The organism is Erysipelothrix sp. HDW6B (assembly GCF_011301115.1).
Taxonomy (GTDB): Bacteria; Bacillota_I; Bacilli_A; order Erysipelotrichales; family Erysipelotrichaceae; genus Erysipelothrix; species Erysipelothrix anatis.
In genome coordinates this window covers 1,495,973-1,521,984 of record NZ_CP049860.1, presented here as the reverse complement: position 1 = coordinate 1,521,984, position 26,012 = coordinate 1,495,973, and the positions used below count along the sequence as shown (strand labels likewise).

The following is a 26,012-nucleotide window of genomic DNA, read 5'->3' as shown; positions in this document are numbered from 1 at the left end:
TAGAAAATTAAATATTTGTGTTTATCTATTGACAGAAACTATCGAAAGAGGTAATATTATACATGGTCAGAGATGGCCAATCGTTTATCGACAAATAATCTTTACCCCCCCACCCAAGATATTTGTTCGATAGACAACTTCATTGAAAGGCGCAGCAGCGTCTTTTTTATTTTAGGGGGCACAAAAATGCTATTACATGAATTTTATGACACATTATATCCAAATACTGGATTTACAACCATTCGCAAGACCACCAGAGCTATTGTTCTGAACGAGCACAATGAGGTCGGAATGATGCATGTTAAAGGAAATGATATCTTTGGACCACGTGATCATTATGAGACGCCAGGGGGTGGTGTAGAAGGTTCTGAGACTCTTGTTGAAGCGATCAAACGAGAAGTCCTTGAAGAGGTAGGTTATGAGTGCGAGGTTGAATCGTATCTGGGTTCAGTGATTAATCGTTACAATTTACTGGAAGTGATTACCATGCATCATTTCTTTGTCGTTCGAACTACAAAAAAAGCATCGATTGCGTGGACCGATGCTGAGAAAGAATGGTTTGATGGAGTGGTTTGGAAAACGCCTGAGGCATGGCGCGAGATTCTAAATGAACCCCGGGAAATGGTTAATGAATTAGTCCATGACCGGGAGCGTTTCATTATTGACTATTACTTAAATCAATTAAATAGGTAACGGGACTCAATGGCGTCTCGTATTCAAGAACTTCGTATGGCTTGTTTAAAGCTTCTACGAAGTTTTTTACTGCAAGATACTCGTCATATCCGCCGTCATGTTTGAGATAGCAGGATACGACGATAAATCTATCAACATAAGGAAGAATGCGATGTAATGAAGCAATAGTAGTTGCGGCAGTTGTAATGATTTCTTTGTTACTAGATGGTAAATATCCGAGATTATAGATGGCGCCGGTTATAGGTGCGATTAGGGCGTAGTCTACAAGGTCGTGACTCTGATTTAGATAAGTAATGTTGTGATACTCTTTAGTGCGCTCTTGGGCGCTTCTGATGGCCTCTGCTTGGATATCGATTGCTGTGACATGTTTTGCATGTTGCGCTAAGAACAAAGTGTCGTGACCGTTGCCAGCTGTCATATCGACAACGTTGCTCGTTTCATCAAGAAACTTCTGCATAAAAAGATGGGCTAGTTGTTTATGGTTCATAAGTATCGTCCTTTCAAAAAAAGAACCCTCATTTACTGAGGGTTTTGTAATCTAATAATAACAACATCTGGATTTGTAAACAATCTAAATTCTGGTTTGCTTGTGCCTACACCAGAACTTTGAATCATAATGGTTTCATCATATTGTTTGCGTTTCTCATTGTACTTACTGGATGGGAATAGGGCTCCAATGAGTGGCAGCCTTATTTTTCCATTCATAGATTTCCCAGTAATCATGACATCCATGGTCTGATCTCGTAAACTGTCGTAGACATCCGGATTGTGTGCAATAGTAATAACAAAGCCACCATCAACAACGGTTGGATAGGTAATACTTGCATTTGTGTTCAAGCCAACAAGTTGAATTGATTCATTCGTTTGCTTATGAATTGGGGTCACACTGTTGTCGAGAATGCGAAACCCAGAAGTTTGAAGGGTTTGACGTGCTGTGTCGTTTGAACTTGGAATATCGCCACTACCAAGAACCGCATATTTTCCAAGTTTGTCTGGAATACTTGTGAGTAAGTCACGGATGGCAACTTCATCACTTGCGGTTGTTGTTTCGTCGAATAAGTTACCAGAGAAGACAACGATATCCGGTTGATATATTTTTAAATGATCAACAGCTTTATTTAAGTTTGAGATATTTCCATTCACATCCGAAATAACACCAATTGATGCATTATGGAATGAAGGTGGAATCTTTTCGGATACTACAGTTTCGAAGCGAAGCGATACCCGACTTAATGAAAACACAGTCATTTCTAAATAAACTCCAACAAGTAATGAAAATATAATAAGTAAGGAAATTATTTGTTTTTTCTTACGCTTCATGAGTTTCTACTGAAGTTTCAGGTTGCTTTACAACGTCAGTTTTCGTCGGTTGTTTTGCTTTCGCTTGAGCGGGTTTCTTTACTTGTTGATTGGGATTTTTCTTAGGCTTTGGTTGTTGTTTCGCTGGACTGTTTTGTTTTTGATCCTTTGATTCAGCTTTGGGTTTATTGTTCTGACCTTGCTTGTTTTGTTTTGGCTTTTGAGTTTTCCCTTGTTTTTGCTTGGCATTTTTCTGTGGTGCTGATGCATCCACAGTTTGCCTTTGGTTTAGAATAACAGGAATTACAAGCGGATTACGTTGGGTGTGCTTGTACAAGAATGGTTCTAGTGAACCGCGAATTGTATTTTTAATTTCACCAAATGTAACTTTCTTTTGCATACGCTTTTTGAGTGCTTCGTACACAACTTGTTCTGCTTCTTTGAGAAGTGTTTGATTTTCTTTAATGAAGACGAAACCACGACTTACGATACTTGGTTTAGCCAATATCTTGTTTTGTCGGGAATCAATCGTAACCACGACACTTACCAATCCACTATCAGATAAGATTTTACGGTCTTTAATAACTGCTGTAGAAAGTCCACTAGAGTCGTTACCGTCTACGTAGATGTCATCCGCTTGAATACGAACGTCTGTTTGGAAGACTTCGCCACTTCGAATTGCGAGTACATCACCGTTAGAACAGATAAAGATGTTTTCAGGTTTAACCCCTGTTTCGATAGCTGTTTCTTTGTGTGTTTTTAACATTTTGTATTCCCCATGCATTGGCATGAAGTATTTTGGTTTAATAAGTTGTAACATCAAGGTCTGCTCATCTTTGGAGGCGTGACCTGTAGTGTGAAGTGAATTAAGTGGTGAATTAGTAAGGACGTTTGCTCCAGCACGACTGAGGCGGTTCACGACTTGTGACACACTTGGCCCATTTCCAGGGATTGGACTTGATGAAAAGATCACAGTATCTCCAGGAATAATGCTTACTTGTCGGTGTGTTCCGTTTGCGATACGGCTAAGCGCAGCAAGGGGCTCACCTTGAGATCCTGTACAGAGTACAAGAACTTTATCAGCAGGCAATTTATTGAGTTGGTTAGCATTGATGAAGTTTTTATCTGATGCTTTAATATGACCTAGTTTTCGAGCAATAGTGATTACGTTTTCCATGCTTCGTCCAAATACGGCGATTTTTCGATCTTGTGCGATTGCTGCTTCAATGATTTGTTGGACGCGGTAAACGTTGGAGGCAAAGGTAGCAATGATAATACGACCTTCAACCTTTTTAAAGATGCGATTAATCTCTTTCGCAACATCCCGTTCACTGATTGAGAATCCACTCACTTGAGCATTGGTCGAATCACTCATAAGAAGCGTGACACCGATTTCTCCCATGTAAGACATAATTTGATAATCTGGATTTTCACCAACAGGTGTTAAGTCGAACTTAAAGTCACCGGTTGATACGATTCTTCCGTTTGGTGTATTTACAAGAACACCTAAAGCATCAGGAATCGAGTGAACGACATTAAAGAAACCAATTACAAAATGTTTTGTTGTAACTTTTGATTCAGAACTAATTTCTTGAATTTTGTGCTTTGTTTTAATTTTACGTTCTTCAAGTTTACGTTCGATTTGTGCTTTCGCAAAACGTGGTGCGTAAATCATTGGAATGGTTACGCGTTGTAGAAGAAATGGAATTCCTCCGATGTGGTCTTCGTGACCGTGAGTAATGATTAATGCTTTAATTTTGTGTTGGTTTTTTACAAGATGTGAAAAGTCGGGGATGACATAGTCAACGCCAAGCAAATCATCCTCTGGGAACATGACACCGGCATCAATGATGATAATCTCATCATCGTGCTCAATGACGTACATATTTTTACCAACTTCGCCTAAACCACCTAAAGCATATACAAGGGTATCGGTTTTGCGAATTGAATTGTTATTTTCTGCCATAATAGCTCCTATTCTATAATCTTGAGTTTATCATCGTGTGCCCATGGATCTTGTTTATTAATATGATCGTAGAATAACACACCGTTTAAATGATCAATTTCATGTTGTAAAACAATTGCCAAAAAGTCTTTTGCGACAATTGTAACGTTTTCGCCTCTCAGATAATCATACGCTTCAACTTTGATGCGCTGACTTCTTGGTACGAGGCCTTCATATACTTTTTGAATGGATAGACATCCTTCACCATATGATAATGCTGCTTTACGAACCGCATGGGAAACAATCCGTGGATTGATTAACGCATACTCGATTTCAAAGTAATTACCGTCTTTGTCTTCATCTTCGATGACGATGACTGTCATTTGCTTTGAAATACCAATTTGAGGTGCCGCAATACCATTTGCTGGTTGTAGATTATACTTTTCTGCAAGTTCATCGACGCGTGAATCACGCACATATTTCAGCATTGATTCGATAGTTTCAATATCCTCTGATTGCAAAGGAAAAGATACCGGTTTTGCTTTTTGACGCAAAACGGGATTTGGGTCTTGGACGATTGTGTCCATATTTATTTTATGCATATTAAAAATTCCTCTATTCAAAATATGAGTTCTTTATGATTGTTTGACATAAACTCGTTAGGTATAGTTTAGCGTATTTTTAACATTTTTGAAAGGCTTTCGCATATTTTTCAAGGAAGTTATGCTATGATAATCGTATGAAAAAGAACAGATTCTCACTTAAAATGCCTGCGGGCTATAACCGTGCGATTCATGCAGCAGTCTTAATTCTAAATCTCTTCGGAGTTTTAATGGTTATTTCAGCGAGTATGTCCACGGATGCAACAAACGGTTCCTTATTATTCGCGGGTGCGAAGGAACTGGGTTTTGTCGTTATCTCTTATGTATTAATGATTTTTACAGCTCGTAATTTTTCGTTTAAATTGGTAACAAAGTATCAACGAATTATTAGCCTTTGCGTGATCGCAGTCTTGTTATCGGTACTTGTCTTTCCGCCTGTTAATGGGGCACGGGCTTGGCTTCGTTTTGGACCAATAACGATTCAACCAGCCGAGTTTGCGAAGATTTGGGTAATTATTCTTGTAGCAATTAACTTGGGGGACAAGCAACGTCATCGAGTGGCTAAGACATGGGATTTGGTCAAAGAACCCTTAATCTTTATTCTTATTTTCAGTGCTATTATTATTGCACTTCAAAGAGACCTTGGGTCTGCAGTCGTACTTCTTGGAATCGGTTATATGTGTTTCTTGGTGCCTTCCAATCGAAAACTTGATAAGTTTCAAAAATATATGACGATTTTCCTCTTGGTAGGTATCGTCTTAGTGGTATTTTTAGGGACCGAAACGGGTTTGCATTTGGTTGAAAGCATTCTTAATAAAATTGGAGCACATGACTATATGCTTGGACGTTTTAAATCATCCGCCGATCCTTTAGGAGAGCGATATGGTGATTCATACCAGTTATTCATGAGTCTTGTAGCAATGATTCAAGGTTTGGATGCAGGTTTATTTGGAAAAGGGTATGGAAACAGTCTTAATAAACTCGGATACTTACCCGAGGCGCAGACAGACTTTGTACTCGCAATAGTTGTTGAAGAGCTTGGTATTTTTGGAATTCTTATCGTTTTAGTAGGTTACGGTGTGATTCTCTACAATACATTCAAGTATGCACTTTATGTTAAGCTCGAACGGGATAAAATTATCTTAGTGGGTGTGGCTTCATACCTAATGATTCACTTTGTTTTTAATGTTGGAGGGGTGACGGGTCTTGTGCCGTTGACTGGAGTTCCGCTACTTTTTGTATCTGCGGGTGGTTCAAGCAAAATGGCCATTATGATTGCAATTGGTTTGGTTCAACATGTCATCAGTAACTACAATGTAGAGCAAAAAGTATTAGCGCAAAAGAAACGAATGGAGCAACAAGGCTTATGAGAATCGTAGCTGGAACCCACGGATCTCGTGTCCTCAAGACTTTGTCAGGACAGACGACACGACCAACAACAGATAAAGTAAGAGGTGCTATCTTCAGTAAAATTGGACCATACTTTGATGGTGGTACATTTCTTGATGTGTTTGGAGGGAGTGGTGCCATGGCATTGGAGGCAATCAGTCGAGGAATGCATGCCGCAACGATTATTGAAAAAGATAGCCGAGCACTCAAAGTGATTCAAGATAATGTTAAGACACTGAATGTGACACAACAAGTGACAGTACAAAAGGGAGATGCCCTGACTGTAACAAAGCGATTATCTGGAACGTTCGATGTGATTTTTATGGATCCTCCATACGCATATACCGAATTACCGAGTGTTTTTCTAAATTTGATTGAGGGCAATCTATTGCATACGGATAGTATCGTGATTGTTGAAATGGATAGTCGCGCAGATTTAAGCGATCAAATTGGCGATTGGCACTGTTATGACACGAAATCGTATGGCATTTCAAAAGTAAAATTCTATGAACATGCACCACAATAATGTGGTGTTTTTATCAAAAGAAGTATGGAAAATTGCAAATAAACCATAATTTTATGTTTTTTAGGTATGTAAAATCATGGGATTGAACACTGTGAGCATTCTTTTAAGACAATAAGTATGATAAAATGACATTATTGTTAGTTGCGAATCAACTAAGATAACATATAATGTACAAAGACTGGAAACGGGTACCATGGAAAAATATATATTAAAAGTTCGCGAAGATGGATCTGAAATTACCCTTCGTGACGTACAAATGAAAACATTAGAAATACTTTTAGAATTTGACCGTATTTGTAAGAAACACAATCTTGAATACGCATTAGGATACGGAACGGCACTGGGTGCGGTCCGTCATAAAGGGTTTATTCCTTGGGATGATGATGTTGATGTCATGATGACCTATGATACATATCACAAATTATTGGAAATATTACCAGATGAAATTCAAGAACCTTACTATTATCACTGCCTGGAAAAAGATGATGCATATAATGTCTTAATTCCTGAAATGAAATTCCGTATGGGCGGAACTTATGTTAAAGAACAAAACTCATTACTGATGAATAAATGTGAAGGTGATGGTCTATTTATTGACGTATTTGCGGTTGATAAGGTATCGGAGAGTAAATTTAAGTACTTATCAAGCCTTTGCTTTTCGATTGCATGTATGCCGATGTTTGTCTTCTTGGATAATATAGGAATCCAAGCAGCGCCACTTAAACGATGGTTCAACAATCGTGCGAAACGTTATGCTGCGAAACATAAAGATTCGAAATATACAGCGCTTAATCTAACATGGACATTCTTTCCAAAATTAGAAGACCAACGCGTGCCAAACGAAGTAATGTGGCCAACGATAGACATGGAATTTGAAGGACATATGTTACCAATGCCTCCTGGATACCACGAGTATCTAGTATCGCTATTTGGGGAGTCCTACATGCAATTTCCACCAGAAAAACAACAGAAACCGAAACATATTGATGATATAGAAATTTAGTGAGATGGTAGCGATGAATAAAAAGATTACAGGATTAACGTATCACGAAGTTGATCAGCAAGTCAGTCGCGGGAATGTCAATGTTATACCAAAAACAAAGTCTAAATCGAATGCTCAAATAATAATGGGCCATACATTTAACTTGTTTAACTTGTATAATGTTGTGATTGCTGCTGCACTGGTATTTGTTGGTGAGTATTTAAGTGTTTTCTTTCTTAACGTCATTATTATGAATATTGCGATTCGATCTTTTCAAGAAATACGGTCAAAGCGCATCGTTGAGAATTTGAATATATTAATTGCTCAAGACACTAAGGTAATACGTGAAGGCAATATCGAAAATATACCAAGTGAAGCACTTGTTTTAGGTGATGTGGTTCTTTATCGAGTGGGAGACCAAGTTTCTGCGGATGCAGTTGTCATTGAAGGAACTGCTGAGATGAATGAATCCAACTTAACTGGAGAATCAGTCCCTGTTATGAAAAATAGTGGGGAAGTTCTTCTGTCCGGAAGTTTTGTAACAAGTGGCACCGTATATGCCCGTACTACACACGTTGGACTCGATAGTTTTGCCCAAAAAATAACGAATGAAGCACGTAATTATACGCCAATTGAGTCTGAGCTCATGGAGACATTTTTACGGATTACCAGATGGTGTACTCGAATTGTACTGCCAATCGGAATTATTCTAGTTGTTCAAGCGATGGTATTCCGTCATCAAGATTTGCGAATGACTGTACTATCAACATCGACAGTCCTTCTTGGATTATTACCAAAAGGTCTTATTCTTTTAACAAGTTTATCATTTGGTGTTTCTGTTTTTAGACTTGCTCAAAAACGAACCCTAGTACAAGAAATCTATAGTATTGAAGTGTTATCCAAAGTAGATGTGCTGTGTATCGATAAAACGGGAACATTAACAGCTGGAGAAATGACAGTTCAAGATGTTATTTATTTAGAAGAACAAACGAAAGCATTACCAATGATAAGTACCTATGTGGGTAACTCAACGGATTCTGATTCTACAACATTAGCGATGAAATCGTTCTTCTCTGGTGAATGTGATATTCATCCGATTCATGTCTCGCCATTCTCATCTGCTCGTAAATGGGGTTCGATGACATATGAAGGTCATGGGACAGTATTCCTTGGTGCACCTGAATTTTTAATTGATAATTATGAATTACCAGAACAAGCAATTCAGTATCAAAGTGAGGGTGCGCGTGTTCTTCTCGTTGCGCGAACACCTGATGAACTGCATGATATTGTTCGTCCTGATGATTTAATTCCGACAGCATTGATTGCGATTGCAGACCCTGTTCGTTTGGATGTATATGACTCATTGGATTTCTTCAAAAACAATGAAGTCAACGTTAAAGTTATTTCTGGCGACAATATCAATACGCTTATGGCGGTTGCTACGAAAACAGGAATTCAAAATGGCGATAAAGCAATTGATGTAAGTCAGATTGAATCGGATGCAGAACTGGAAGCAGCTGTACTTAATTACAATGTTATTGGCCGCGCTTCACCCTATCAAAAACAAAAAATGGTTAAAATGCTGCAACAAAATGGCCAACGTGTTGCTATGGTTGGTGATGGTGTGAATGATGTCTTAGCACTTCGTTCTGCCGACTGTTCGATAGCTATGGGTGCTGGATCAAGTGCAGCACGTCAAGCTGCACAAATCATCTTATTGGATAATGAATTTACAACAATGGTAGACGTTGTTATGGAAGGTCGTTTAGTCACCAATAATATATCCAGGTCAGCATCGATGTATTACCTTGGAACGTTGCTAACCTTCTTATTAGCTCTTGTGGCAGTGTTTATGAATACACCTTATCCATTCACACCGCTCCAAGTCTCAATCATGAGCATGTTTGTCGAGGGGATGCCATCATCGTTCGTAACCTTTGAATCAAACTACGCGAAACCGAAAGAGGCTATTATTCCAAGTATTATGAAAAATATCTTTCCGAATGCTGCAGCAACTGCTGTCGTATTCGTGTTGATTCTATTCCAACCAATGCCTTTACCAGTTCGTCAGACAATGATGTATTTCGTAACGATATTCTTATCACTGGTCATGGTTGTGAAGCTATTCCAACCAATGAATTGGAAACGAATTGGTGTGATTTTCTTATCGGCAACAAGTTTGATTACGGTTTGTTATTTCTTGTATAAACCAATGCATCTTGCACGTTTGAATTCACACGAAACAGTCTTAACTGTAATGTTTGCATTTATTGGTCTTGCGACTCTATTTGTACTCACTAAAATAATTGATCGAATCGTGAATCGATACGCATCTTCAAGCAATGTAAAATAAGACACAATGAAGTGTCTTTTTTTATTGTGTTTACAAGCGTAAATATAAAGTGATAAGATAATAAAAGGTAAAAGGAGTTTAATATATATGATTATGGAATCAACTTTAACGTGTCCATACTGCGGCTTTAAAAGTACTGAAATTATGCCTGAGGATATGTGTCAATTCTTTTATAAATGCAGTCAATGTGAAACTGTTATTAAAGCACAACCCGGTGATTGCTGTGTATTTTGTTCTTATGGAACAGTGAAATGTCCATCCATGCAATAGAAAAAAGAACCCATACGGTTCTTTTTTTTCAGCTAAAGAAGCTTTTGAAATAATAGTAGACGTCTAAAAATGTCCGATACTATTGTTATACTTTAAATAGGTGATAAAGATGGAATATTACAAGAAAAACATTGAAGTTATTTCAATCATAAAAAAAGACGGTACCTATGTTCCGTTAAGTATATCAACGGGAAATAACCATTATGATATTGATCGTATTATTGAAGTACGGCAAGCCAACTCCCAAGTTGGAGGGTCTGGTTTGATGTATCGTATTATAATTCAAGAACATGAGCGTCGAATATTTGTAAAACAAAACCGTTGGTGGATTGAAAGCACTAAACCATAGCAGGAGGAAGAAGTGATGGAAAAAGAACGAATTATTTTTCATATTGACATAAATCATTGTTTTGCGCAAATTGAAGAGATGTTGAATCCAAAGCTTCGTGACGTTCCTATGTGTGTTGGAGGTGACGAGGAAACTCGAAGTGGGATTGTTCTTGCGCGAAATCTGAAAGCGAAGGAATTTGGCGTAAAAACAGCTGAAACGCTCCGAGATGCGTATCGAAAATGCCCGCAATTAAAAGTTGTTCCTGCACAGTATCAAGAGTATATTTACTATACAACGAAAGTAAAAGAAATCTATAAAGAGTATACGGATCTTGTGGAATCTTATGGTTTGGATGAAGCATGGATAGATGTTACTGATTCATACCATTTATTTGGCAAACCGTACGATCTTGCGTATGAAATGCAACGTCGAGTTTTAGATGAATATGGACTGACTGTTTCAGTTGGTGTGAGTTGGAATAAAGTTTTTGCAAAATTAGGGAGTGACTTAATCAAACCATCAGGAATGGTAATAATAACCAAGTATAACTTTAAGGAAATTGTATGGCCATTACCTGTGGGTGATTTACTATTTATTGGAAATAAAACCGTGCCCAAGCTTCATGAAATTGGTATATATACTATCGGAGATTTAGCTCAAACACAGCGTGATGTGTTGTATCAACGATTTGGACTTAAGGGATTAGAGATGTGGCATTATGCAAATGGTGATGATGCGGGGACGGTTGAAGCAAATGGGTATGTTGCCCCGCCAAAGAGTATTGGGAATAGTACGACGCCACCTCATGACATTAATTCCTTACGTGAAGCTGAAATCATCTTACAGCGCCTTTGCGAGAGTGTGGCATCTCGACTGCGTGATGAAAAGATGAAAGGACTTGTAATCGCGATTGCGCCAAGAGATGTTAATTTGAAGAGTTTTACACGCCAACGTAAAGTAATGCAACCAACCAATGTTTCGTCGGAAATATTGCGTATTGCTATGGACTTGTTGGAGGAAAATTATGATTTTTCAGTGTTGCCTTTACGATCAATTGGTGTCTATGTCAGCAAGCTGATTGATGATACGTCAATTCCACAACAAATAAACTTGTTTGAAACAGTGGATAATGATGCAACGCGATCTTTGACAGTTGACAAGACGATTGACGCTTTGAGGGATAAATTTGGCTTTCATGTTGTGAAACGAGCATCGTCGCTTCTTAATAAAGATATCGAAAATTTTGATGCTAAAAACAGCAACTCTGTCTTTCCAGGAAGAAAAAAAGATTACAACTTAGACACTGATGATTTGCATAATAAAATACTACGTAAAAAGGAGAAGTATGATCAGAAAAGCCGTGTAGATTTTATGAGAGGAAAAGGAGAGTACTAACAACTTCAATGCTTGAATGGACATATAAAAAAACAGAAACACCACATGCGGAAAAAGCGGTTTTCTGTTTTACATTTTATTTAGAACGTTCGGCTAACGGTGGGTGGCTTAAGATATGGGTCGGCGAGCAACAAACGCACCAATCCCGATTCCTAATAAGATACTCACTATACCATACTCTATAAAGTTACTTCCAATAATTCCAAGAATAATGCAAACACCGAAAATTGTTGCATCATGTTCGTATTGTTTCTTTTTCTTATTCATCAAGCAATCTCCATTTCTTACCCCATTATATGAAATAAAACGCGATATTGGCATATCAAATTGTATTTCAATTGTCCTTATTTTCATAAGTCGTGTGACACATTGTGAAGTGAAATAAGGTCCATCTTTCCATAAATGTATCGGATTAAGCAAGAAAAGATGCGAAGTAATCATAAAAACTTGTGTAAACAGTGGTATTCCCATATATTGAACATAAATGGAGGTATTTTTATGAAAACAATCAATGAAGATCGAATTAAGTATTATAGCTACTTGTTGTACAGTTTAATTGTCGCGTGGATTTTATCGTTTGGTGATATTCTTGGTGCTAAAAATTTATGGGTAAATCTAACTGTTTCGGTTTTGATTCTTATAAGTTTTGGGGTAACCGTTTATGCGCTCTCTAAACTTAAAACACTTGGAATTGGGAATGAAAATTTAGATGCATCGTTTAAATACTATAAATATGCAGTTTACACATTTGGTGGTTTATTTATTATTACGTTTCTCATTATTGCAGCACCTTTCGCAATGATTTTCGTCGCCATCTTAGCATTTGTCGCTGCGATTTTTCTCATTGTTGCGAATTATTTTCTTTTCTGCGGTGGTGATCCGGCATTTGGGGAAAAATTCAAAAAACTTTATATCGTTACCGTTACGGTAGGTATTGTTATTTCGATCGTCGCTCAATTAAATCCGAGTTTTACAGTATTAGCAACGATAATCCAAAATCTTGCCCAAATTTTAGTATTCATAAGTATCTACAAAGCGCTGAAGGGATTTCAATTAACCGCTAACAATAGTCTGTAGTGGTTGCTATGGTGTTTTGAAGCGTGGCTGACCATAAGATGAGTTTATATATTGACTTGCTGAATCGTTCAGGACGTAAGTCATATTTATGGATAAATTTGATGACAATTTAAAATGTGAGATATCGTGCTTCCTCGAAACATGGTCTACACGGATACACATCATAAATTTTGTTGAAATGGAAAATGGAGGCAGAATGAACACTTTCTATTTTGGATCTATTGCTCAATCCAATAAACTTGTGGAGCTGAGTAGCGGAATAGTTATTTACGCCCTTATATATTTGATACTGTTTGTTGTTAAAGTCAGAAAAATGCCTGCAAAAGAAGGCTTTATCTGGTCATTAAAGTTTCTTTATATATGCGCTTTACTAGAAGTGACTATCTATCCGATACCCCTGACACCTGAAATGGTGCAATACAATTTCTCGAAACCGATCGGGAGTTCGATTAATTATAACCCGTTCGTAGTTTTTAGTTTGATCGGCGATGGGCATAGACTGTACCTTAAACACTATCTATTGAATATACTTTTGACTATTCCTGCAGGGTTCTTCATTGCGAGTGGAAAGAAACATATTTCGTTTTGTAGGACGGTTCTCTGGGTATCGATGTTGTCTATGTCAATTGAGCTTGTACAACTATTGATGAGAGTATACCTCGGATCATCAAGAGATATCGATATTCTCGATGTGTTTTTAAACATTATTGGTGGTATTCTTGGTTATATGCTATTCAAAATTTATCGCAAAATTAGAGTATATCTTACACAAACCAGGAGAAAATGACTTTGAATACATTGATTCAGAAGAATAGAAGTTTTGATTTATTGTCTTTTTCGTGTAAAGTCACGTCACGAAGTTTAACTCTTTTGAAGGGTATAATATTGCAAAAATATAGCCATTATGCAAAGTCTTCCTACTCTTACAACAAACTGTTGTAACCCAAATTGATCATTGTCAAATCAATCTCCCCGGGACACGAGGGATTGCGATGAGTTAGGTGAGAAAATAGTTGAGATTTCTGGGCGGTTTCGGATAAATGAAAGCAATAAAAAACGCACTATACAGTGCGTATTATTTATGTATGGCAGGGGTAGCAGGACTCGAACCCACATTAACGGTTTTGGAGACCGTTGCTCTACCATTGAACTATACCCCTATCGATTGCTCACAAATAATATCATAGTCTTATACCAATTACAACCTGTTTTTGATATAATATTTCAAGAGGTGCAAAGATGAAAATAATAATGGACGAAAGTGCTATCAATCGCTCACTGATTCGGATGACACACGAAATCATAGAACGGAATAAAGGACTCGATAAAGTCGTTTTATTAGGAATTGAAACGCGTGGTGCCACGCTTGCATTCCGGATCGCAAAGCTCATGGAAAAAATAGAAAAAGTTAGTGTCCCAGTTGCATCGCTGGACATTAGTTATTGGCGCGATGATCTCAAATCAAAAGATCAAGCATTCCGATTACCAATCAGTGTACAAGACCGCGTTGTCGTTATTGTTGATGACGTGCTATTTAAAGGAAGAACCGTGCGTGCGGCAATGGATGGCATTGTCTATAACGGACGGCCACAACAAATTCAATTAGCTGTGCTTGTTGATCGCGGACATCGCGAATTACCAATTCGTGCAGATATCGTCGGAAAAAATATACCAACCGCTCTCGAAGAAAAAGTTAAAGTTAAACTTCGCGAAGTTGATGGGGAAGAAAGCGTTACAGTTCAATAGAAGCCCATAACGGGCTTTTCTATTCATAATCTAACTTTAGGAGGTACGTTATGAGAATAGGACTCTTTACAGATACCTATACACCAGATATAAATGGTGTCGTAACATCGATTGTTACATTAAAAGATGCACTTGAACGAGAAGGCCATACTGTATTTATAATTACAAACCAGCCATCTATTGCGTCAACAAGTTATGAAAATAATGTTTTAAGATTGCCAGGGGTTGAACTCAAGTTCTTATATGGTTATGTTCTCAGCAGTCCAATTCATATTCAGGCACAAGCTGTCATTGAAGAAATGGAATTGGATGTCATTCATGTTCACTCGGAATTCGGAGTAGGGATGTTTGCACGCATTATTGCGCGAAATCTACGTTTACCCCTTGTTTCGACATATCATACAACATATGAAGACTATACCCACTATGTTAACTTGTTGGGCTTGAAGTCTGTGGATCATTTGTCTCGGATTGCCGTTGCAAAAATGAGTCGTATGTTTACCAAAACAGCACAAATTATTATCGCACCATCAGAGAAAACTAAAAAAATGCTCTTGGGTTATGACATCAAAAAAGAAATTGCTGTTATTCCAACAGGACTCGACTTGGAACGTTTTGATAAACGTGATGATGAAGCTGTTAAAGCCATTCGCAGTACGTATGCGCTTCAAGGGATTCCGTTGTTTGTTTACATTGGGCGTCTCGCTAAAGAAAAAAGCATCGATGTTGTTATACGTAGCTTTAAGGAATTAGTTGTTCGAGAAGGCTGTGATGCTCGTTTAATGATAGTTGGAGCCGGTCCTTCCGATGATGATTTAAAAGAACAAGCTAAAGACTTAGGAATTCAAGATAACGTAATTTTTGTTGGACGTGTGCCATCAGAAGAGGTTGTCAACTACTATCATGTTGCTGATGCCTTCATTTCTGCATCATTGACGGAAACACAAGGATTAACCTATATTGAGGCACTTGCGTGTGGTCTGTGTGTCTTTGCGAGACCGGATCGTCCTTTAGACGGTATTATCGTCGATGACGAAACCGGATACCTGTTTGAAGATGCCACAACATTTGCTGATAAAGCAGAAGCGTTTATCAAAGCATCTGAGCAAGAGCATGAGCGAATCCGTACGAATGCACTTATGAAAGCAAGTACGTTTGATAGTAAACTCTTTGCTGATAATATGCTTGCAGTTTACCGACGTGCAGGCGATATGTACCATGGGCGTTATAATGTCGTTGGAGTCGAAGAACGTAGTGATGGTCAAAGTGAAATTACAATTGAATCTAAAGGAAATACAGAAACACTACTTATTGATGAATTCATTCAAGAACGCCGTGAAATTAAAGAAGGTGATACATTGTCACGTCTCGAAATAAATGAAATGGAAGATGATCAACAAATATACGAAGCCTACCAAATTGCGCTTCAACGGATTGGACTTCGGGATTATACCTCCTATGAAATGGCGGATTATCTACGCTCTAAGTTTGATCTAAATGAAACACAGATTGAGATTGTTGTTGATTTGCTCGTTAAACGACGCTTTATCGATGATGAACGATATTTCCGTGATAAAATTGATTACCACCGTGAACAAAATCGTGGAAATTATCGAATCTTTGAAGATTTACAGCGCCGCGGTTTTGCGAGTGATAAAATAACAGAAGCGCTTGAAAGCGAAGACCAAGATCTTTATATAGAACGTGGTATCGAACGTGCAAATGCATATTTGAATACCTTAAAAGACGGATCGCAGCGTCAACGTGTTGATAAGGCAAGCCAACATCTGTTGCGTCAAGGTTATGACTACAACGTCATTAAAGAAATTATGAATCGCATTGATGATTTCTATGGTGAGGACGAAGAAATAAGTAGTCTGCGTCTTGTTATAGACAAAGCATGGGCACGATACTCAAAACGTTACGATACGGAGCGCGAAATTAAGAATCATGTTGTGAAACATGCACTATCAAAAGGATATGATTATGACCTTGTATCCCGAGTAATGGAGGAAAGAAATGATGAAAATTAAAGAATTACAAAATGGACAAAAGTTCGAAGGTCCACTATTAGTAGGACGGTTTGTACGTGGAGTAACCCAAAGTGGCGCGCCATATTTGTCAATTACCTTCCAAGATAACTCGGGTGAAATTGAAGGGAAAGTATGGGATTTGAAACCTGAAATTGAAGCAATGGTCCAAGTCGGACTTATTCTAGAAGTTAAAGGTGATGTGAATCAATACCGTCAAGCATTACAGATGCGTGTCCATACTCTCGAATTTAAAGATCAAACACAATATGCGTTGGACGACTACGTGAGTGCAAGTACCTATGACTTATCATTCTTAAAAGCAGAGATTGAAACGTTTGTAGATGCAATCGAAGATCCGATCATTAAGGAACTTGTGGTTGCAAACCTAGAAGCAGTAGGCGATCAGTTCTATCAATATCCTGCCGCAACACGTAATCATCATGATTTTGTGGGTGGACTCGCTACACACGTGTATGGGATGGCTAAAGCGGCGAATGCGATTTGCGACCTTTATCCAATCTATAACCGAGATTTGCTTGTAGCAGGTGTTATCTTGCATGATATGGGTAAAATTGAAGAGTATACAGCACCAATGCTCAGTGAATATTCTGTCGCGGGTCGACTTCTTGGTCATATATCAATCATGCATGCAAATTTTACAGCAATTGCCGAGCGTATTGGTCACGCTGATAAAGAACAAACATTGATTTTACGTCATATGATTTTGTCACACCATGGTCAAATGGAGTACGGTTCACCGGTGATGCCGATGATTAAAGAAGCAGAAATGCTTAATATTATTGATAATCTCGATGCGCGAACCAACATGTTTGAAAAATTCTACGATGATCTTCCAGAGGGAGAATTCAGTCCCCGAATGTTCGCACTAGACAATCGCAATTTCTACAAAGCAAAAGGGATTAAATAATTTCAGAACACTTATTGTTAAACGATAAGTGTTCTTTTTTAGGTAATCGACAGAAGATTGTCCTAAACGTGCAAAAGTTTCGCAAACATGCTTTATGTTTTTAGAGATTTGTATTATGGTTATAGCATAAAGGGAGAGACTATGACTATCATAAATAAAATCAATAGTGCCATTCAAAATGACACACCCATTTCAGATGAAATTATCACATTGATGTTAACTGAAATTGGATCAGTAGATCCGGTTTTGCGTGATAATACAATCTATTTGGGTTTTTGTAATTTGTTTGAAACAGAACGCCTTAATCTTGCGCAAAAAAACTTGATCTTGAATAATGTACTCACCGAAAACAAGCTATTTCTAAATATTGATGGGCCAACCTCGGATAGTGTCTTCGCACGGAGTTTTACATCATTACTTATGGTGATATTATTGGAAGACCATTATAAGAACCCATGGATTGCATCCAAGGATGAAAAAGCGTTAGTGATGGATGCTGTACGATATTTTAGAGTCGAAAATGACAATCGGGGCTTTATCGAAGAAAAAGGGTGGGCACATGCATTTGCTCATGGTGCAGATCTAATTGCAAGCGCATCGCGATCTGTTTACTTTCAAGAAATTGAAGTCGTTCAGTGTTTGGAAGCAACACGCCGTGCATTGGTGGATGTAGGTGGGTTCCTATATGGAGAAGAGGGACGACTTGCAAAGGCCAGCACAAACATGAGAGTGTACGGAAAATTAAATGATGCCGTATTTGCGGAATGGTTAGGGAACAATTCGCGTCATCTTGATGATTTGCAACAGTATGAAGTCTGTTGGAAAAATTATTTACTCGCATTGAATTTTACATTGATGAATGAAAATGTTTTGGGTGAAAAAACGGAACGTGCAATTAGAATGTCTTTAAATTTATTTTATAAACGATATCGATCATTTTAAGCGTCTCTTTTCGAGCGCATATGAAATCAGCGAAAGACATAACTAATCAATTGAAAAAAGTAGGGGTACTACGCAATGATTGATGCTATTTTAGCTACCAATGATTATTCTAAAATTACCACATTTTTACTTGCAAATTCTAACCTACCGGGAAGAATGGCAAATTTAACACTCGCCAATCAAGTTGCCGACTATTATATGAATAACGACTATAATTTTGCTTACTTGAGTGCACTGACATTGAATCACAAGGATGCTAATGCACCAGAGGTTTTTGTTGTAATGTGCAAATTAATTACATTGGGGAGTATTTTTGAAAGACTGAGCAGCGGTGATAAAGTTGTAGTGTTGGATGTGTTGTCAGAGTCAGCAAACGGTTCATGGCGTATTAAAGAAGCGGTGGCCATGGCATTTCAGAGGATAGGAATGTGCAATGAGGCACTGCTTATAGATACATTCAATGCATATTTGAAGACAGGTACTTTTTCACAGAAAAGAGCGGTCGTCGCGACGTTGGCTGATTATCAATTGTTAGAAAGCCAAGTATTGTGTGACTATTCATTGGTCGTTTCGAATTGTCTATTAGCGGAAATATGCACATTAGAACCAAGTCTTTATAAAGATGAGGACTTCAAAGTTTTAGAAAAAGGCCTTGCGTATGCAATCAGTGTCTTTGTAGCAGTAAATCCTAAACAGGGATTTGAGTTATTATCGAAGTATGCTCAAAGTGATAATAAAGTTATAAAGAAAATTATCAAATCGAACTTGGGGAAAAAAAGACTAGTGTCAAAGTATCCTGAGGAAACGGAATCAGTAATGAAATTGCTGGGTTAAACTGCATGGGACTAACGAAATGATCCTAGGACGACAAGCTTGGCTCAAGAAGCCTTCGTAAGTAACGAATGGATTCATTACGTTTGTATGTTGCCTTCAATTCCATCGTCTGGAACAGTTGATACTAAATATTTAGAAGCAACGAATCTTATGGGGAGTTATTAAATCAAATTAGATTAAATAGACGTGTCACATTTTTTCAAACTGTTAAGTAAAAAGACTTGACACCTCTAATGGCGAATGCTATACTCATAAAGTAAATTACATTTAGGAGGCTTTTATAATGGCAGTTAAATTACGTTTAAGAAGAATGGGATCAAAACAAAAACCTTTCTACCGTATCGTTGCAGCTGATTCACGTGCACCACGTGATGGACGTTTCATCGAAATCGTAGGATACTATGACCCAACACAATCACCAGCAGAAGTTAAAGTTGACGAAGCTTTAGCAATGAAATGGTTATCAGTCGGTGCTCAACCTTCAGATACAGTTCGTAGCATTCTTTCAAAAGAAGGTATCATGACTCGTTTTCATGAATCAAAATTAGCGAAATAATTATGAGACCGGTTGAAGATATTCTATATGATTTAGTGTTGCCATTAGTGGAAGACGAAAAGAGTTTGAGTGTCAAAAGGTTACCGAGTTTGGATGAGAATGAGATTATTCTTGCAATCTATGCTGAAAGTTCAGATATTGCACGTTTAATCGGCCGTCAAGGCGTCATGGCCCATGCAATTCGACAAACAATGTCAATTGGTTCACGCGTCCTTGATCAAAGAATTTCAATTAAATTTGAATCATATTAGGGATGTACTTAAGTACATCCCTTTTTTGGAGGTAAATATGTCATTAATAAGTATTGGTATTGTCCAAAAGCCACACGGAGTCCGTGGAGAATTAAAAATTTTTCCTAAAACTGACTTTATTAAAGAACGATTTAAAAAAGGACAAGTCGTTCAATTTCAATTAAACGGTAAAACAACAGAGCTTGTGATTGAAACAACGCGCATGCATAAAGGATCAGTTCTCATTAAATTTGAAGGACTTAATTCCTTGAATGATGTTGAATTTTTTCACAAAGGCGAACTCTTTGTACCGCGTGATGAAATGCATGAATTGCCCGAAGATGAATACTATTTTGTCGACTTAGTAGGGTGTGGTGTGTATCGCGATAATGAACACATCGGCACTGTTACTGAAATTGTTGAAACTCCTGCGCACCCAGTCATGCGTATTGAAGGGGAAGAGCGCGATATTTTAGTTCCGTTTGTAGAACGTTTTATTGCTTCAGTTGATATTAGTGAAAAACGCATTGATATCAATTGGATGGAGGGATTGTAATGAAGATTAGTGTTATTACGCTTTTTCCAGATATGTTTACTGGTTTCAAAACATCATCAATTATCAATAAAGCGATTCTAAAAGGAATCGTCGAGTATGAAGTTGTCGATATGCGTTCATTTACAGAAGACCGTCACAATCGGGTCGATGATTATCCCTATGGTGGTGGTGCTGGTCTTGTTTTAATGTGCCAACCTGTTATCGATGCAATTAAAGCAACACGCACAGAAAAATCATTAGTAATTATGATGACGCCACAAGGTAAGACGTTGAAACAATCCTTAGCGTATGATTTAAGCAAACATGAGCATCTTGTACTTGTTTGTGGCCACTATGAAGGTTTTGATGAACGGATTCGAATGTATGTGGATATGGAAATGTCGATTGGTGATTATGTATTAACGGGTGGAGAAGCCGCTGCAATGGTAATCTCAGATGCCGTTATTCGCCTCGTTGACGGCGTTATCACACAAGAGTCTCATGAAGATGACTCCTTCAGTGATGGATTGCTAGAATATCCACATTACACCCGTCCTCGTGTCTATGATGGCCATGAAGTACCGGATGTACTTGTTAGTGGGCACCATGAGAACGTCAAACGATTCCGTCTCAAAGAGTCTTTACGAAAAACACAACGTGTTCGTCCTGATTTATTAGAAAATCGTGAATTTTCAAAGTTAGAACAAACATTGATGGAAGAAATTGCACAAGAAAATCAGGGGGAGTAAACAATCGTTTACTCTTTTTGTTAATTCGTTGACACACATGAAGTGAAAAGCGATAATTAACCATACGAAAGAGGTGACAGGATGAAACGAATTCTAATAACTGCTGGAGCAACATCGGAGCCCATTGATGCAGTACGATCAATCACAAATAATGCGACAGGTAAATTAGGAAGTTATATTGCCGATTTTGCTGTGACGCAAGGGATTGAAGTTCATTATGTTTCAGGAGCCAATGCATGCCAACCCTCTCAACCAGTCAAGCATTACGTGACGACAGGTGTTGATTCAGTATTGGGAGTGTTAGATCAGTTGATGTCGCGCTATCACTATGATGCCATTATTCATTCGATGGCAATTAGTGATTATCGTGTTGCGGCAACAGCTCAGTATCAAGGAAGTAATCTAACTGAAATTGTTGCTAAAGATGCCCATCAAAAGCTTCCGTCATCCAATGATCACCTTGCCATTTTGCTCGAACCATCACCCAAGGTAATTGGTTATATTAAGAAAAAACAGCCAGAGACCCATCTCTTAGGATTTAAACTATTAAGTCAGGTGTCAGTTGATACATTAGTTCGCGTTGCCCAAAACTTAATGATCAAAAATGATTGTAGTTTTGTGGTTGCAAACGATGCAACAGATATTTCAGGGGACCGGCATCGCGGCTACATTGTAGACGAAAAAGGAATTATGAAACAGTACGAAACAAAAGAAACCCTAGCACAAGGGATTCTCCAGGAGGTTCAAAATTTATGGATAAAAAAACAGTGATTTTAGGTGTCAGTGGAAGTATTGCGGCATACAAAGCAGCAGATATTGTGAATCGTTTAAACAATAGTAATGTTGATGTTCATGTCATGATGACACAGGCAGCCCAAGCTTTTATAACGCCGTTAACATTGCAGACATTATCGAAAAATCCAGTTCACTTTAATGTACTGGAAGAAAAAATTGCGACCGAAATTGCTCACATAGATATTACCAAAAAAGCGGATTTATTGATTATTGCACCAGCCGCCGCCAATATAATTGGGAAATTGGCAAACGGTATCGCTGATGATATGCTTAGCACTTCTGTTTTAGCACTTGATACCAAGGTGAAGAAAATAATAGCGCCGGCCATGAATCAAAATATGTACGGAAACCCCGTTGTTCAAAAAAACTTGCAACAACTTAAAGTGCTAGGATGGCTTGAAATTGATCCACGAACATCTTTATTGGCGTGTGGTGATGTGGGTAAAGGTGCGTTAGCAGATGTAGATGTGATTGTGCAAACAGTCCTCGAGAATTTACAATGATGAATCGTCTTGTCATTAGTATTGGTAATACCCATACCCGATGGGGATTTATGCATAATGGAATCCTAAAACAATTTAAAATTGCGAACGTAGAGACGGTCGAAACAGTGAATCGAGCGATTACGGATTCAACTACGAATTTTTTGACTCGATTTGACTCAATCAAAATAGCATCAGTAGTTCCCTCACGCACAGACCACCAAATTCATTTGTTGGAAATGTTTTATCTAAGTGCTGTTGACCAGGTTAGACTTAATGATTTACAAAAGGTCGATTTCACCGCGTATGAAGGTCTTGGGATTGATCGAGCTCTCATTGTTCATGAGGTTTATCGGACAACTGAAGATGCAGCAATGGTCATCGATTTTGGTACAGCGATGACTGTCAACGTTGTTGATAAAACAGGAGTCTTTGTTGGCGGAACCATAGTTCCTGGACATCAAGCGATGCTCAATGCTATGCATATTAGTACAGCGGCATTACCGGAATTGCTTCCGGAATGTACACCCCATGATTGGCTTGGTGATACGACACAGTCAGCGATGCAATCAGGAACTGCTTTTATGATTGCAAGTTATGTAAATTCACTCATTACGACAATGGCTACACGCTTCATGCCGTTAAGCGTAGTTGCAACGGGTGGTGGTTATAAATCTATACATTCGTTAGTGACTGCGAATATCGAAGTTATTGATGATTTAATTCTAAGGAGTTTATTGAATTATGATGCAGAATAAAACGAAGAATCTAACGACTCTTGCATTACTGAGTGCATTACTTGTGATGTTAGCATTGACACCCCTAGGGTTTCTACAAGTAGGACCTGTCCGTTTGACCTTTATCCATCTTCCTGTAATTGTGGGCGGGATTTTACTCGGAACAAAAGGTGGGATGACTATGGGATTCATCTTTGGACTTGCGAGTCTTTGGACCAATACGATGGCACCTTCTCTTTTGTCCTTTATGTTTTCACCATTTATTCCACTTCCAGGAACGACTCAAGGATCGTTATGGGCGATAATTATATGTTTTGGACCACGAATAGTATTAGGGTTCTTATCAGGGTATCTTTATGACAAAGGCTTCAAAGGATTTAAGTTGGGCGTTTGCGTTACACTGATACATACAGCATTAGTCTTTGGTGGCATGTTGCTTTTCTTTGCCCCTGTCCTCCAAGAAGTACTGCATGTATCCGTTTCTGGGTTATTTATGTTTTTAGGAACGCTTCTTTTAACAAACGCCATACCCGAAGCTTTTACAGCCGGCTTTATAACAAAATACAGTGTTCCTCGAGATCACAAATAAAAAACATGGCGAGTCCATGTTTTTTTACTTTCTTTAGTCGGATCATAGGAATGCATGTTTAATGGTTTTGGTTTCGACGTTGCATTTCCATTTGTTGACGGCGGAGCATTCGCCGCTTGCGAAGTCTCACACGATTTATTTCGCGAATCGTGATTATAAGTGCACCGAGTATCAAAAAGACAATGAATACTACTTGCCCTATGGATTTCATAAAATCCATAAAGACTTTGGTACCCTTGACGTTGATGTCTAAAGGTGCTAATACTTGTGTTTCAAAAACTGTTTTGGTGTTGTAGGATACTTTAATCTTTGCCATATCCGTATTTTGCGAGACTGGTGCGATGAAATTAGGTTGCGTTGCGGTAACATCAATGGCGACATCCTGTGGAGCTATTCCGTTTGGCAAATAGGTCACAATGTCGTAGTCGAGCATTACCGGAAAGGGTGAACTCGCATGCAATATAGGAATTTCTTGTAGGATGGTATTGCGAGTTACAAGCGTTGTTCGTTTAAAATCGTCAAAGACACGTGAGTAAACGTTGATGGCATCAATTACGTTTGTGAAGAGTAAGTCTTCATTAGGTGCATTTGTGCTAATAAAAATTAAGTGGGAGTCTCCACGTTTTGCGACACTTGAAAGTGAGCGTTCAGCCATCTCCGTGTAACCAGACTTAGCGCCATATAAATCGGTAAACCCTTTGTCGTGAGCTGCTTCTAAAGATCGATTAACAAGTTCGATACCATTAGGAGCTGTCGGGGTAGGTGATGTTGTGTATGTGACCGTACTATAAATCTTTGCGAAAGTCTTATTTTTCATTGCATATTGGACTAGTAATGCAAGGTCGTAGGGTGTTGAAAGATGATCATCTTCATCGAGGCCACTTGTATTTAAAAAATTGGAGTCTTTCATGCCGATTTTTGCGGCAGTTGCGTTCATATGTTGGGCAAGGCCTTCGGGGTCCTGGGTAAGGCGCATTGAGATTGCACGTGTCGCATCAGCACCAGACGGTAATATAATAGCGTAGAGTATGTCTTCAATTGTTACGGTATCGCCGCCTTCGAATCCGGCAACAGATGCAATACTCGTTAAATCATCAACAACCTCTGCAGGAATTGTATAGGTTTCCTTGAGTGATACATTTTGAGACTCAAGCATTTCTAGTGCGGTAATTAAAGTAAGTACTTTGGTAATGGAAGCAGGATGAATTTTTGAATATCCATTCTTTTGTGTGAGAACCTGGCCGCTTTCCATATCCATTAAAAGATAATTAGAGCTGTACATCATGATGTTTTGTACAGAGATAAGGTCTTCTTGTGTTTGATAGGCAGTTGTAGGTGATTGTGCATAAGCAGTCGTTGGTGTAGAAAAACATAAGACACCTACAAGTAGTAAAGTAAATATTCGTTTCATGGACAATTTCCTTTCTTAAATAATATACCATAAAAACAGAATCGGTATTGTGTAAAAAAGGTGGAATTGCATCAAACTGCATCTGAATCCAAAGAATCTTTGAATTATGATAGAATATAAAAGTGGAGGTTTTTATGAAACGACTAATTATTGGTGATGGCGTAGCCATCCAAAACGAAATGAAAAAACAAGGCTATGATGCGCCTTACATTGATCTCAGAGGAAGCCATCACGAGGTGGAAAACTTAATGGATCTCTATGAGACGCTAAAGCCAGAATTAATTACAAAGGTTCGAGACGCTATAATTGCGGAAAGTCCTGATGAAATTATTGTTGTTGGGAAACTTGAGGGTTACCTATGGCTGGGAACAATTATTACACGTTTTTTTGGACAGTTTAATTCATGGAATAACCAACGCGAAAATGACTATGGCGTTACAACGATTATTATTGATCAAAAGCCTGTAAAACTGTATGCAGTATCGCAATTAGAAGACTACGAATCAATCAAAAAGGTGTAAAGGATAAAACCTTGAACTCCCCATATTAATATGTTAAAATAATAAACGGTGCAAAGACACCT

General features: G+C 38.2%; 30 protein-coding genes and 1 tRNA gene. 24 read left to right on the top strand and 7 right to left on the bottom strand.

What is annotated here, in order from left to right:
• The first annotated feature begins 186 nt into the window (after window positions 1–186).
• Window positions 187–693, top strand: a complete 507-nt coding sequence (locus tag G7061_RS07460) for an NUDIX domain-containing protein (RefSeq protein ID WP_159647202.1) — start codon at window positions 187–189, stop codon at window positions 691–693.
• Here the strand turns inward: G7061_RS07460 and G7061_RS07455 are convergent.
• From G7061_RS07455 to def, 4 genes are read right to left on the bottom strand one after another with little or no spacing between them, the layout of a single operon-like run.
• Complete coding sequence (locus tag G7061_RS07455; protein ID WP_255466702.1) at window positions 659–1,231, bottom strand: class I SAM-dependent methyltransferase; 573 nt, start codon at window positions 1,229–1,231, stop codon at window positions 659–661. The genes G7061_RS07460 and G7061_RS07455 overlap by 35 nt on opposite strands.
• Window positions 1,213–2,013, bottom strand: a complete 801-nt coding sequence (locus G7061_RS07450; RefSeq protein WP_159637873.1) for a metallophosphoesterase — start codon at window positions 2,011–2,013, stop codon at window positions 1,213–1,215. The genes G7061_RS07455 and G7061_RS07450 overlap by 19 nt, the downstream gene beginning before the upstream one ends.
• Complete coding sequence (gene rnjA / locus G7061_RS07445; RefSeq protein ID WP_166120226.1) at window positions 2,003–3,958, bottom strand: ribonuclease J1; 1,956 nt, start codon at window positions 3,956–3,958, stop codon at window positions 2,003–2,005. The genes G7061_RS07450 and rnjA overlap by 11 nt, the downstream gene beginning before the upstream one ends.
• A gap of 8 nt (window positions 3,959–3,966) precedes the next feature.
• Window positions 3,967–4,539: a peptide deformylase gene (gene def, locus G7061_RS07440; protein ID WP_159637869.1), complete on the bottom strand. Its 573-nt coding sequence runs from the start codon at window positions 4,537–4,539 to the stop codon at window positions 3,967–3,969.
• 137 nt (window positions 4,540–4,676) lie between these two features.
• Here def and G7061_RS07435 point away from each other — a divergent pair, with 137 nt between their 5' ends.
• The 7 genes from G7061_RS07435 (at window position 4,677) to G7061_RS07405 (ending at window position 11,785) form a co-directional block, all read left to right on the top strand.
• A complete protein-coding gene (locus tag G7061_RS07435; protein WP_159641509.1) occupies window positions 4,677–5,909 on the top strand; it encodes an FtsW/RodA/SpoVE family cell cycle protein in 1,233 nt (410 codons plus the stop codon).
• Window positions 5,906–6,454 (top strand): 16S rRNA (guanine(966)-N(2))-methyltransferase RsmD, encoded by a 549-nt coding sequence (rsmD, locus tag G7061_RS07430; protein ID WP_166120224.1) that lies wholly within the window; start codon window positions 5,906–5,908, stop codon window positions 6,452–6,454. The genes G7061_RS07435 and rsmD overlap by 4 nt, the downstream gene beginning before the upstream one ends.
• 193 nt (window positions 6,455–6,647) lie before the next feature.
• The gene (locus G7061_RS07425; RefSeq protein WP_159637862.1) at window positions 6,648–7,457 is read left to right on the top strand and encodes a phosphorylcholine transferase LicD; all 810 of its coding nucleotides are present in this window, start codon (window positions 6,648–6,650) and stop codon (window positions 7,455–7,457) included.
• 13 nt (window positions 7,458–7,470) lie between these two features.
• Window positions 7,471–9,789, top strand: coding sequence for an HAD-IC family P-type ATPase (locus G7061_RS07420; RefSeq protein WP_159637860.1), 2,319 nt, complete (start codon window positions 7,471–7,473; stop codon window positions 9,787–9,789).
• Window positions 9,790–9,876: 87 nt separating this feature from the next.
• The gene (locus G7061_RS10960) at window positions 9,877–10,059 is read left to right on the top strand and encodes a GDCCVxC domain-containing (seleno)protein (protein ID WP_166120222.1); all 183 of its coding nucleotides are present in this window, start codon (window positions 9,877–9,879) and stop codon (window positions 10,057–10,059) included.
• A 109-nt stretch (window positions 10,060–10,168) separates the two neighbouring features.
• Complete coding sequence (locus G7061_RS07410; RefSeq protein WP_159647214.1) at window positions 10,169–10,408, top strand: hypothetical protein; 240 nt, start codon at window positions 10,169–10,171, stop codon at window positions 10,406–10,408.
• 15 nt (window positions 10,409–10,423) lie between these two features.
• Window positions 10,424–11,785, top strand: coding sequence for a DNA polymerase IV (locus G7061_RS07405; RefSeq protein ID WP_166120219.1), 1,362 nt, complete (start codon window positions 10,424–10,426; stop codon window positions 11,783–11,785).
• 108 nt (window positions 11,786–11,893) lie between these two features.
• Here the strand turns inward: G7061_RS07405 and G7061_RS07400 are convergent, their stop codons facing one another.
• The gene (locus G7061_RS07400) at window positions 11,894–12,052 is read right to left on the bottom strand and encodes a hypothetical protein (RefSeq protein ID WP_159641514.1); all 159 of its coding nucleotides are present in this window, start codon (window positions 12,050–12,052) and stop codon (window positions 11,894–11,896) included.
• A gap of 231 nt (window positions 12,053–12,283) precedes the next feature.
• On the opposite strand from G7061_RS07400, the gene G7061_RS07395 reads away from it, so the two are divergent.
• Together G7061_RS07395 and G7061_RS11005 are read left to right on the top strand one after the other, a co-directional pair.
• Window positions 12,284–12,862 carry a hypothetical protein gene (locus tag G7061_RS07395; protein WP_166120215.1) on the top strand — a complete coding sequence of 193 codons (579 nt, stop codon included), beginning with the start codon at window positions 12,284–12,286 and terminating at the stop codon, window positions 12,860–12,862.
• Window positions 12,863–12,950: 88 nt separating this feature from the next.
• Window positions 12,951–13,649 carry a VanZ family protein gene (locus tag G7061_RS11005; protein WP_370456880.1) on the top strand — a complete coding sequence of 233 codons (699 nt, stop codon included), beginning with the start codon at window positions 12,951–12,953 and terminating at the stop codon, window positions 13,647–13,649.
• A gap of 299 nt (window positions 13,650–13,948) precedes the next feature.
• Here the strand turns inward: G7061_RS11005 and G7061_RS07385 are convergent.
• Window positions 13,949–14,022 (bottom strand) — tRNA-Trp (locus G7061_RS07385).
• 79 nt (window positions 14,023–14,101) lie between these two features.
• On the opposite strand from G7061_RS07385, the gene pyrR reads away from it, so the two are divergent.
• The 13 genes from pyrR (at window position 14,102) to G7061_RS07320 (ending at window position 24,018) form a co-directional block, all read left to right on the top strand.
• Window positions 14,102–14,608, top strand: a complete 507-nt coding sequence (pyrR, locus tag G7061_RS07380) for a bifunctional pyr operon transcriptional regulator/uracil phosphoribosyltransferase PyrR (protein WP_159637848.1) — start codon at window positions 14,102–14,104, stop codon at window positions 14,606–14,608.
• 50 nt (window positions 14,609–14,658) lie between these two features.
• Entirely contained in the window at window positions 14,659–16,641 is a 1,983-nt protein-coding gene (locus G7061_RS07375; RefSeq protein ID WP_159641517.1) for a RecX family transcriptional regulator, read from the top strand.
• Window positions 16,628–17,569, top strand: coding sequence for a 3'-5' exoribonuclease YhaM family protein (locus G7061_RS07370; RefSeq protein ID WP_240914412.1), 942 nt, complete (start codon window positions 16,628–16,630; stop codon window positions 17,567–17,569). Before G7061_RS07375 ends, G7061_RS07370 begins: the two co-directional genes overlap by 14 nt.
• 141 nt (window positions 17,570–17,710) lie before the next feature.
• A complete protein-coding gene (locus G7061_RS07365; protein ID WP_166120207.1) occupies window positions 17,711–18,511 on the top strand; it encodes a DUF2785 domain-containing protein in 801 nt (266 codons plus the stop codon).
• A 75-nt stretch (window positions 18,512–18,586) separates the two neighbouring features.
• Complete coding sequence (locus tag G7061_RS07360; protein WP_166120204.1) at window positions 18,587–19,345, top strand: hypothetical protein; 759 nt, start codon at window positions 18,587–18,589, stop codon at window positions 19,343–19,345.
• 283 nt (window positions 19,346–19,628) lie between these two features.
• Entirely contained in the window at window positions 19,629–19,901 is a 273-nt protein-coding gene (gene rpsP, locus G7061_RS07355; RefSeq protein WP_159637840.1) for a 30S ribosomal protein S16, read from the top strand.
• Window positions 19,902–19,903: 2 nt separating this feature from the next.
• Window positions 19,904–20,152, top strand: coding sequence for a KH domain-containing protein (locus G7061_RS07350; RefSeq protein WP_159637838.1), 249 nt, complete (start codon window positions 19,904–19,906; stop codon window positions 20,150–20,152).
• 37 nt (window positions 20,153–20,189) lie between these two features.
• On the top strand, window positions 20,190–20,687 hold the full coding sequence (rimM, locus tag G7061_RS07345) for a ribosome maturation factor RimM (protein ID WP_159637836.1): 498 nt from the start codon (window positions 20,190–20,192) through the stop codon (window positions 20,685–20,687).
• Complete coding sequence (gene trmD / locus G7061_RS07340) at window positions 20,687–21,415, top strand: tRNA (guanosine(37)-N1)-methyltransferase TrmD (protein ID WP_159641522.1); 729 nt, start codon at window positions 20,687–20,689, stop codon at window positions 21,413–21,415. The genes rimM and trmD overlap by 1 nt, the downstream gene beginning before the upstream one ends.
• Window positions 21,416–21,496: 81 nt before the next feature.
• Window positions 21,497–22,186, top strand: a complete 690-nt coding sequence (locus G7061_RS07335; RefSeq protein ID WP_166120201.1) for a phosphopantothenoylcysteine decarboxylase — start codon at window positions 21,497–21,499, stop codon at window positions 22,184–22,186.
• Window positions 22,168–22,713: a flavoprotein gene (locus tag G7061_RS07330; protein ID WP_166120198.1), complete on the top strand. Its 546-nt coding sequence runs from the start codon at window positions 22,168–22,170 to the stop codon at window positions 22,711–22,713. Before G7061_RS07335 ends, G7061_RS07330 begins: the two co-directional genes overlap by 19 nt.
• Window positions 22,710–23,450 carry a type III pantothenate kinase gene (locus G7061_RS07325; RefSeq protein ID WP_159641525.1) on the top strand — a complete coding sequence of 247 codons (741 nt, stop codon included), beginning with the start codon at window positions 22,710–22,712 and terminating at the stop codon, window positions 23,448–23,450. Before G7061_RS07330 ends, G7061_RS07325 begins: the two co-directional genes overlap by 4 nt.
• Window positions 23,437–24,018: an ECF transporter S component gene (locus tag G7061_RS07320; RefSeq protein WP_166082840.1), complete on the top strand. Its 582-nt coding sequence runs from the start codon at window positions 23,437–23,439 to the stop codon at window positions 24,016–24,018. Before G7061_RS07325 ends, G7061_RS07320 begins: the two co-directional genes overlap by 14 nt.
• Before the next feature lie 58 nt (window positions 24,019–24,076).
• Here G7061_RS07320 and G7061_RS07315 read toward each other — a convergent pair whose 3' ends face one another.
• Complete coding sequence (locus G7061_RS07315; protein ID WP_166120194.1) at window positions 24,077–25,429, bottom strand: D-alanyl-D-alanine carboxypeptidase family protein; 1,353 nt, start codon at window positions 25,427–25,429, stop codon at window positions 24,077–24,079.
• A gap of 134 nt (window positions 25,430–25,563) precedes the next feature.
• Here G7061_RS07315 and G7061_RS07310 point away from each other — a divergent pair, with 134 nt between their 5' ends.
• The gene (locus G7061_RS07310; RefSeq protein WP_159641595.1) at window positions 25,564–25,950 is read left to right on the top strand and encodes a hypothetical protein; all 387 of its coding nucleotides are present in this window, start codon (window positions 25,564–25,566) and stop codon (window positions 25,948–25,950) included.
• Window positions 25,951–26,012: the final 62 nt, after the last annotated feature.

Excerpts from the sequence above, each read along its gene's own strand:
- G7061_RS07460 (WP_159647202.1), top strand. The coding sequence starts at position 187 with ATGCTATTACATGAATTTTATGACACATTATATCCAAATACTGGATTT.
- G7061_RS07450 (WP_159637873.1), bottom strand. The coding sequence starts at position 2,013 with ATGAAGCGTAAGAAAAAACAAATAATTTCCTTACTTATTATATTTTCA.
- rnjA (WP_166120226.1), bottom strand. The coding sequence starts at position 3,958 with ATGGCAGAAAATAACAATTCAATTCGCAAAACCGATACCCTTGTATAT.
- def (WP_159637869.1), bottom strand. The coding sequence starts at position 4,539 with ATGCATAAAATAAATATGGACACAATCGTCCAAGACCCAAATCCCGTT.
- G7061_RS07435 (WP_159641509.1), top strand. The coding sequence starts at position 4,677 with ATGAAAAAGAACAGATTCTCACTTAAAATGCCTGCGGGCTATAACCGT.
- rsmD (WP_166120224.1), top strand. The coding sequence starts at position 5,906 with ATGAGAATCGTAGCTGGAACCCACGGATCTCGTGTCCTCAAGACTTTG.
- G7061_RS07425 (WP_159637862.1), top strand. The coding sequence starts at position 6,648 with ATGGAAAAATATATATTAAAAGTTCGCGAAGATGGATCTGAAATTACC.
- G7061_RS07420 (WP_159637860.1), top strand. The coding sequence starts at position 7,471 with ATGAATAAAAAGATTACAGGATTAACGTATCACGAAGTTGATCAGCAA.
- G7061_RS10960 (WP_166120222.1), top strand. The coding sequence starts at position 9,877 with ATGATTATGGAATCAACTTTAACGTGTCCATACTGCGGCTTTAAAAGT.
- G7061_RS07410 (WP_159647214.1), top strand. The coding sequence starts at position 10,169 with ATGGAATATTACAAGAAAAACATTGAAGTTATTTCAATCATAAAAAAA.
- G7061_RS07405 (WP_166120219.1), top strand. The coding sequence starts at position 10,424 with ATGGAAAAAGAACGAATTATTTTTCATATTGACATAAATCATTGTTTT.
- G7061_RS07400 (WP_159641514.1), bottom strand. The coding sequence starts at position 12,052 with ATGAATAAGAAAAAGAAACAATACGAACATGATGCAACAATTTTCGGT.
- G7061_RS07395 (WP_166120215.1), top strand. The coding sequence starts at position 12,284 with ATGAAAACAATCAATGAAGATCGAATTAAGTATTATAGCTACTTGTTG.
- G7061_RS11005 (WP_370456880.1), top strand. The coding sequence starts at position 12,951 with ATGGATAAATTTGATGACAATTTAAAATGTGAGATATCGTGCTTCCTC.
- pyrR (WP_159637848.1), top strand. The coding sequence starts at position 14,102 with ATGAAAATAATAATGGACGAAAGTGCTATCAATCGCTCACTGATTCGG.
- G7061_RS07375 (WP_159641517.1), top strand. The coding sequence starts at position 14,659 with ATGAGAATAGGACTCTTTACAGATACCTATACACCAGATATAAATGGT.
- G7061_RS07370 (WP_240914412.1), top strand. The coding sequence starts at position 16,628 with ATGATGAAAATTAAAGAATTACAAAATGGACAAAAGTTCGAAGGTCCA.
- G7061_RS07365 (WP_166120207.1), top strand. The coding sequence starts at position 17,711 with ATGACTATCATAAATAAAATCAATAGTGCCATTCAAAATGACACACCC.
- G7061_RS07360 (WP_166120204.1), top strand. The coding sequence starts at position 18,587 with ATGATTGATGCTATTTTAGCTACCAATGATTATTCTAAAATTACCACA.
- rpsP (WP_159637840.1), top strand. The coding sequence starts at position 19,629 with ATGGCAGTTAAATTACGTTTAAGAAGAATGGGATCAAAACAAAAACCT.
- G7061_RS07350 (WP_159637838.1), top strand. The coding sequence starts at position 19,904 with ATGAGACCGGTTGAAGATATTCTATATGATTTAGTGTTGCCATTAGTG.
- rimM (WP_159637836.1), top strand. The coding sequence starts at position 20,190 with ATGTCATTAATAAGTATTGGTATTGTCCAAAAGCCACACGGAGTCCGT.
- trmD (WP_159641522.1), top strand. The coding sequence starts at position 20,687 with ATGAAGATTAGTGTTATTACGCTTTTTCCAGATATGTTTACTGGTTTC.
- G7061_RS07335 (WP_166120201.1), top strand. The coding sequence starts at position 21,497 with ATGAAACGAATTCTAATAACTGCTGGAGCAACATCGGAGCCCATTGAT.
- G7061_RS07330 (WP_166120198.1), top strand. The coding sequence starts at position 22,168 with ATGGATAAAAAAACAGTGATTTTAGGTGTCAGTGGAAGTATTGCGGCA.
- G7061_RS07325 (WP_159641525.1), top strand. The coding sequence starts at position 22,710 with ATGATGAATCGTCTTGTCATTAGTATTGGTAATACCCATACCCGATGG.
- G7061_RS07320 (WP_166082840.1), top strand. The coding sequence starts at position 23,437 with ATGATGCAGAATAAAACGAAGAATCTAACGACTCTTGCATTACTGAGT.
- G7061_RS07315 (WP_166120194.1), bottom strand. The coding sequence starts at position 25,429 with ATGAAACGAATATTTACTTTACTACTTGTAGGTGTCTTATGTTTTTCT.
- G7061_RS07310 (WP_159641595.1), top strand. The coding sequence starts at position 25,564 with ATGAAACGACTAATTATTGGTGATGGCGTAGCCATCCAAAACGAAATG.